Origin of the sequence: Streptomyces sp. GC420, from assembly GCF_009916105.1 — a bacterium.
Classification (GTDB): domain Bacteria; phylum Actinomycetota; class Actinomycetes; order Streptomycetales; family Streptomycetaceae; genus Streptomyces.
The window spans coordinates 22,594-29,196 of the sequence record NZ_JAAAXQ010000052.1; the positions used below are offsets into that span (position 1 = coordinate 22,594).

Annotated in this window: 6 protein-coding genes; 2 read left to right on the forward strand and 4 right to left on the reverse strand. The window is 71.4% G+C overall.

Annotated elements, in window-relative coordinates; translation table 11 throughout:
* The first annotated feature begins 107 nt into the window (after nucleotides 1-107).
* Nucleotides 108-827: a Clp protease N-terminal domain-containing protein gene (locus tag GUY61_RS09525; RefSeq protein ID WP_166629639.1), complete on the forward strand. Its 720-nt coding sequence runs from the start codon at nucleotides 108-110 to the stop codon at nucleotides 825-827.
* 27 nt (nucleotides 828-854) lie between these two features.
* On the opposite strand, the gene GUY61_RS09530 is transcribed toward GUY61_RS09525, so the two are convergent.
* The 4 genes from GUY61_RS09530 to GUY61_RS09545 are packed head-to-tail and all read right to left on the reverse strand — an operon-like array spanning nucleotide 855 to nucleotide 4,735.
* Complete coding sequence (locus GUY61_RS09530) at nucleotides 855-1,631, reverse strand: succinate dehydrogenase/fumarate reductase iron-sulfur subunit (RefSeq protein WP_166629640.1); 777 nt, start codon at nucleotides 1,629-1,631, stop codon at nucleotides 855-857.
* Nucleotides 1,628-3,556, reverse strand: a complete 1,929-nt coding sequence (locus GUY61_RS09535) for a fumarate reductase/succinate dehydrogenase flavoprotein subunit (RefSeq protein WP_166629641.1) — start codon at nucleotides 3,554-3,556, stop codon at nucleotides 1,628-1,630. The genes GUY61_RS09530 and GUY61_RS09535 overlap by 4 nt, the downstream gene beginning before the upstream one ends.
* Entirely contained in the window at nucleotides 3,557-4,381 is an 825-nt protein-coding gene (locus GUY61_RS09540) for a hypothetical protein (protein WP_166629642.1), read from the reverse strand.
* Between the two features lie 54 nt (nucleotides 4,382-4,435).
* Nucleotides 4,436-4,735 carry a hypothetical protein gene (locus GUY61_RS09545; RefSeq protein ID WP_166629643.1) on the reverse strand — a complete coding sequence of 100 codons (300 nt, stop codon included), beginning with the start codon at nucleotides 4,733-4,735 and terminating at the stop codon, nucleotides 4,436-4,438.
* Nucleotides 4,736-5,099: 364 nt separating this feature from the next.
* On the opposite strand from GUY61_RS09545, the gene GUY61_RS09550 reads away from it, so the two are divergent.
* The coding region (locus GUY61_RS09550; protein ID WP_243766313.1) for an ABC transporter substrate-binding protein at nucleotides 5,100-6,603 on the forward strand (1,504 nt) is incomplete at its 3' end.

Genomic DNA, 6,603 nt, shown 5'->3' on the forward strand with positions numbered 1-6,603 from the left:
TGGAGGGCTGGAGGGCTGGAGGAGCGGAGCAGCGGGGGGCCGCCAGGGGCGCAAATGACTGTCAAGCGTGGATTGACGCCGGGAGGGTGTCAATCTACGGTTGACGCATGGCGACGCCCATCCGCCTCGACGACCTGATCGAGGCCATCAAGAAGACCCACACCGACGTCCTCCAGCAGCTCTCCGGCGCGGTCATCGCCGCCGACCACCTCGGAGAGATCGCCGACCACCTGATCGGCCACTTCGTCGACCAGGCCCGCCGCTCCGGCGCGTCCTGGACCGACATCGGCAAGAGCATGGGCGTCACCCGGCAGGCCGCCCAGCAGCGTTTCGTGCCCAAGGACCCGGGCGAGCCCACGGCCCTCGACCCCAGCCAGGGCTTCAGCCGCTTCACCGAGCGCGCCAGGAACGTCGTCATGGCCGCCCACAACGAGGCGCGGCAGGCGGGCAACGCCGAGACGGTCCCCGCGCACCTGGTGCTGGGCCTGCTCGCGGAGCCGGACGCGCTCGCCGCCGGGGCGATCGGGGCGCAGGGCGTGGCCCCCGACGCCGTACGGGAGGCGGCGACCGCCGCGCTGCCCGCTCGCGCGGAACAGGCGCCGGAACTCGTCCCGTACGACACGGGCGCCAAGAAGGTGCTGGAGCTGACCTTCCGCGAGGCCCTGCGGCTGGGCCACAACTACATCGGGACCGAGCACCTGCTGCTGGCCCTGCTGGAGTTCGAGGACGGCAGGGGCGTGCTCTCGGATCTCGGCATCACCAAGCCGGCGGCCGAGGCCCACATCGCCGAGGCCCTGGCCGCCGCCGTGGGGAAGCGGCGCGACTGAGCCCGGGCCTCGTCCCGCCGGCCCCGCTCAGTCCGCCGCCGGCCTGCGGCGGATCTTGCTGCCCAGCCAGACGAGCGGGTCGTACTTGCGGTCCACGACCCGCTCCTTCAGCGGGATCAGGGCGTTGTCGGTGATCCTGATGCCCTCCGGGCAGACCTCCGTGCAGCACTTGGTGATGTTGCAGTAGCCGAGCCCGTGCTCCTCCTGCGCGGTCCGCTTCCTGTCGAGTCCCGCCGCCGGCGCCGCGTCCAGCGGGTGCATGTCGAGTTCGGCGACCCGCATCAGGTAGCGGGGCCCGGCGAAGGCCACCTTGTTCTCCTCGTGGTCCCGCACCACGTGGCAGGTGTCCTGGCACAGGAAGCACTCGATGCACTTGCGGAACTCCTGGGAGCGTTCCACGTCGATCTGCCGCATCCGGTACTCGCCGGGGCCCAGCCCCTCCGGCGGGACGAACGCCGGGACCTCACGCGCCTTCGCGTAGTTGAAGGACACGTCGGTCACCAGGTCCCGTACGACGGGGAAGCCGCGCAGCGGGGCCACGGTGATCGTCTCGTCCCGTTCGAACACCGACATGCGGGTCATGCACATCAGCCGGGGCCGGCCGTTGATCTCGGCGCTGCACGAGCCGCACTTGCCGGCCTTGCAGTTCCAGCGGACCGCGAGGTCGGGTGCCTGCGTGGCCTGGAGGCGGTGGATGATGTCGAGCACCACCTCGCCGTCGTTGACCTCCACCGAGAAGTCCCTCAGGTCTCCGCCGCCCCGCTCGCCGCGCCAGACCCGGAACTTCGCTTCGTAGGCGCTCACTCGTACAGCTCCTCTTCGGCGAGATACTTGACCAGTTCGTCCTTCTCGAAGAGGGCGAGCAGGTCCTGGCGGATGGGTTCGGTGGTCTCGCGCGCCAGGTCGATCTGGCCGCGCACGGGATCGGTGGCGGCGAGGCCGCCGGTCGGATCGGTGAGCCGGCAGACCAGATTGATCCGCCGCCAGGAGCGGTCCATCTCCGGATGGTCCTCGCGGGTGTGCCCGCCCCGGCTCTCGGTGCGCTCCAGCGCGGCCCGCGCCACGCACTCGCTGACCAGCAGCATGTTCCGCAGGTCCAGGGCCAGGTGCCAGCCCGGGTTGAACTGCCGGTGCCCCTCGACCCCGGCGCGCCTGGCGCGTACGCGCAGCTCGGCCAGCTTCTCGAGTGCCTGCTCCATCTCGCCCTGCCGCCGGATGATGCCCACCAGGTCGTTCATGGTCTGCTGGAGCTCCTGGTGCAGGGTGTACGGATTCTCCGGCCGCGTCCCCCCGTCCGGTCCCTCCGCGCTGAAGGGGCGCAGTGCCTCGGCCGCCGCCGTGTCGATCTGCGTGTCGTCGACGACGGGCCTCGCGGGCAGGGACGCCGCGTGCGCGGCGGCGTGCAGGCCCGCCCTGCGGCCGAAGACCAGCAGGTCGGACAGGGAGTTGCCGCCGAGCCGGTTTGAGCCGTGCATGCCGCCGGCCACCTCGCCCGCCGCGAACAGCCCCGGTACTCCGCGGGCGGCGGCCGTGTCGGAGTCGACGGCGACGCCGCCCATCACGTAGTGGCAGGTCGGTCCGACCTCCATGGGCTCCGCCGTGATGTCGACGTCCGCCAGCTCCTTGAACTGGTGGTACATCGAGGGCAGCCTCCGCTTGATGGCCTCGGCGGGCATCCGCGTCGACACGTCCAGGAACACACCGCCGTGCGGCGAGCCGCGGCCGGCCTTGACCTCGGCGTTGATGGCACGGGCCACCTCGTCACGGGGCAGCAGCTCGGGCGGCCGCCGGTGATTGTCAGGATCGTCGTACCACCCGTCGGCCTCCTGCTCCGACTGGGCGTACTTCTCCTTGAAGACGTCCGGGATGTAGTCGAACATGAACCGTCTGCCGTCGGAATTGCGCAGCACACCGCCGTCGCCGCGCACCGACTCGGTGACGAGGATGCCCTTCACGGACGGCGGCCAGACCATGCCCGTCGGGTGGAACTGCACGAACTCCATGTTGAGCAGCGGCGCCCCGGCCAGCAGTGCCAGCGCGTGCCCGTCGCCGGTGTACTCCCAGGAGTTCGAGGTCACCTTGAAGGACTTGCCGATGCCACCCGTGGCGATGACGACGGACGGGGCCTCGATCACGAAGAAGCGGCCCGACTCGCGCTCGTAGCAGAACACCCCGGAGACCCGGTCGCCGTCCTTCAGCACGCGGGTGACGGTGCACTCCTGGAAGACCTTCAGCCGCGCCTCGTAGTCGCCGTACTCCTTGAAGTCCTCCTGCTGGAGCGCGACGGTCTTCTGCTGGAGCGTTCGGATCAGCTCCAGGCCGGTGCGGTCGCCGACATGGGCCAGGCGGGGGTACTCGTGCCCGCCGAAGTTGCGCTGCGAGATCCGCCCGTCCGGCGTGCGGTCGAAGAGGGCGCCCCAGGTCTCCAGCTCCCAGACCCGGTCCGGGGCCTCGCGCGCGTGCAGTTCGGCCATCCGCCACTGGTTGAGGAACTTCCCGCCGCGCATGGTGTCGCGGAAGTGGACCTGCCAGTCGTCGCCCTCGTTGACATTGGCCATGGCGGCGGCGATGCCGCCCTCCGCCATCACCGTGTGCGCCTTGCCGAAGAGGGACTTGCAGATCACGGCGGTACGGGCACCCCGCTCACGGGCCTCGACGGCGGCGCGGAGTCCCGCCCCGCCCGCGCCGACCACCACGACGTCCCACTGCTGTCGTTCCAACTCGGTCACTTAAAACAACCTCGGATCGTCGAAGGCACCGGTGGCGAGGAGCCAGACGTAGAAGTCGGCCAGCGCGACGCTGAACAGGGAGGCCCAGGCGAGCTGCATGTGCCGGGCGTTGAGCCTGCCGACCCAGCTCCACAGCCGGTAGCGCACGGGGTGCCCGGAGAAGTGCTTCAGCCGGCCGCCGACGATGTGCCGGCAGGAGTGGCAGGACAGGGTGTAGGCCCAGATCAGCACGATGTTGACGAGGAAGACCAGTGTGCCGAGGCCCATGTGGCCCCATGCGTAGGTCTCGTCCCTGAAGGCCAGCACGGTGTCGTACGTCAGGATCCCGGCGACCGGCAGTGCCGCGTAGAAGAAGTAGCGGTGGATGTTCTGCAGGATGAGCGGGAAGCGGGTCTCGCCGGTGTACTTCCTGTGCGGTTCGGCGACCGCGCAGGCCGGCGGCGAGGCCCAGAAGCCCCGGTAGTAGGCCTTGCGGTAGTAGTAGCAGGTCAGCCGGAAGCCGAGCGGGAAGACCAGGATCAGCAGGGCGGGGGACAGGCCCCACCAGCTTCCGAACAGCTCCCAGTTCGGGCCCGCGCGCATCGGCTCGCAGTTCTCCGCCAGGCAGGGGGAGTAGAAGGGCGAGACGTACGGGGCCGCGTAGTAGTCGGTGTTCGCGAACGCACGCCAGGTCGAGTAGACGACGAAGGCGAGCAGCCCGGCAGCGGTCGCCGCGGGCGCCAGCCACCAGCGGTCGGTCCGCAGGTGCGCGGCCGCGATACGGGCCCGCGAGCCCTCGCGCACGCCGCCGGGGCTGAGAGGGGGTGGTTCGGTACCGGTTGCCAACGAAGACTCCACTCGGGATCTCGGACCGGACACGTACCGGTCAGGGGTGCCGGGTCAGGGCGCGTGCCGGTCCCGGGCCCCGAGACCTTCGTCGTCCGAGTCCGTCCACAGCGCGCTGTTGTACGGCGTGTCGGGGATGGTGACCAGGTCGGAGGGGTGCTGCTCGGGCCTGCCCGTCGTGGTCGCCGCCGCGGCGCGCAGCAGGGAGAGGCTTTCCCGCAGGTGCTCGGTGTCCGTGCGGACCCGGCGTACGTCCAGTCCCGTGCTGCCGAGCCGCTGCTCCACCCGGCCCACCGAACGGACCAGGTCGTCCAGGCAGCGCTGCGCCGCCGTCAGATCGTCCTGCAGTGACATGACGTGCCTCACTTCCGCGGTTGCGGTGGCAATGTTCATGCGCCTGCGAGTGTCGCGCGTCACAGTCCCGTTGTGAAGCCGTGTGCGCCGATTGGCGGCAGCGGCCGCCACCGGTGCGCCCCCTCTTCGCGCCGGTGCGCGGAGGACACGGGTGGTGCGGGGCCGGGTGCGCTCTCGCGCCGGTTGCGCCGCGCGGGTGGTGTTGGCAGGGCCGGGCGCCGTGTCGGTCGCGCGGACGGGGACCGTTCACCTTCAGTGGAGTGGTCAATACATGCGATCAGCTCCAAATATCAATAAATAGGAAATTCCCGGCATCCGGCGCGCTGCGGCGGAGGGCGGCCGGGCAAGTCCGGAGGTACCAGCCATGGCACAGGCTTCCAGCAGGCTCCGCAGCCTCGCGCTGTTCACCGCAGGTGCGCTGCTGCCTCTGCCCGTCCTCGCGGGGTGCAGTTCGGACGCCGACGAGTCCGCTGCCAGGGCCGTACCGCAGGACATCGCCCCGCTGGACCGGGGCAAGGTCGCCGACGGCGGAACCCTCGACTGGGCGGTCGACACGATGCCGGAGACCCTCAACGCCTTCCAGGCCGACGCCGACGCCGCGACGGCCCGGATCACCGGCGCGGTGCTCCCCTCCCTCTTCCCTCTCGACGCACGCGGCCGCCCCGGGCTCAACCCGGACTACCTGGAATCCGCCGAGGTCGTCGAGCGCGAACCGCGGCAGGTCGTCCTCTACAAGCTCAGCCAGCAGGCCGTGTGGAGCGACGGCCGGGAGATCGGCGCCCAGGACTTCGCAGCCCAGTGGCGGGCGCTCAGCGGCAAGGACAACGCCTACTGGACCGCGCGCAACGCCGGCTACGAGCGCATCCAGAAGGTCGAGCGCGGCGCGAACGACCTCGAGGTGAAGGTGACCTTCGCCCGCCCCTACGCCGACTGGAAGTCGCTGTTCACACCGCTGTACCCGAAGGAGGTCATGGGCGGCCCCGACGCCTTCAACGACGGGGCGCGTGCCGCGCTGAAGGTGACGGCCGGCCCCTACCTGCTCCAGGAACTCGACCGCGAGGGCGGCACCGCCACCCTCGTGCCCAATCCGCGCTGGTGGGGCGACCGGCCCCGGCTGGAGAAGCTGGTGTTCCGGGCCGTGCCGCGCGAGAAGCGAGCCGCGGAGCTGGCCGCCGGCCGGCTGGACCTGGCCGAGATCGACCCGGCCACCGCCCGCAGGGTCGTCCAGGCGCACGGGCCCGCCGCGGGGATCAAAAAGGGCGCGCCGGGAGCACCGGGCGCACCGGCCGCCCCCGGTGAGGCCCTCGGCCTCGGGCCTGCCGCAGGCACCACCGCCGCCGCGGCCTCCGCCCTGCGCTCCTGGGCGGTCGCGCACGGGTCCGACGCCCGGAAGGCGCTCGAGGAGAAGGAGGCCCGCGCCGCGGCCGCCGTGCGCGCCGCCGAGCGGAACGCCCTGCGCGGCTACGACGTGCGCAAGTCCCTCGAACCCGCCTACACCCAGCTCGCCCTCAACGGCAGCTCGGGACCGCTCGCCGACGAGCGGGTACGCCGGGCGGTGGCCCGGGCCATCGACCGCCACGCGCTCGCCGAGGCCGTGCTCGGCCCCCTCGGCATGCCCACCGCCCCGCTCGGCAGCCACCTGGCGATGGCCGGGCAGGCGGCCTACGCGGACAGCAGCGGTGCCCTCGGCAAGCAGGACGTCAAGGAGGCCCAGGCGCTGCTCGCCGACGCGGGCTGGGAGAGGAGCGGCCCGCTGGACGAGCGGAAGGAGCGGGACGAGCGGAACAAGGCCGCCGAGGAGAGGAACGCGAAGAACCCGAAGGGGGACAAGGAGGGGAAGGGGGAGAAGGAACGCCCCAACCAGAAGG

Coding starts and splice junctions, on each gene's coding strand:
- GUY61_RS09525 (WP_166629639.1), top strand. CDS start 108: ATGGCGACGCCCATCCGCCTCGACGACCTGATCGAGGCCATCAAGAAG.
- GUY61_RS09545 (WP_166629643.1), bottom strand. CDS start 4,735: ATGTCACTGCAGGACGATCTGACGGCGGCGCAGCGCTGCCTGGACGAC.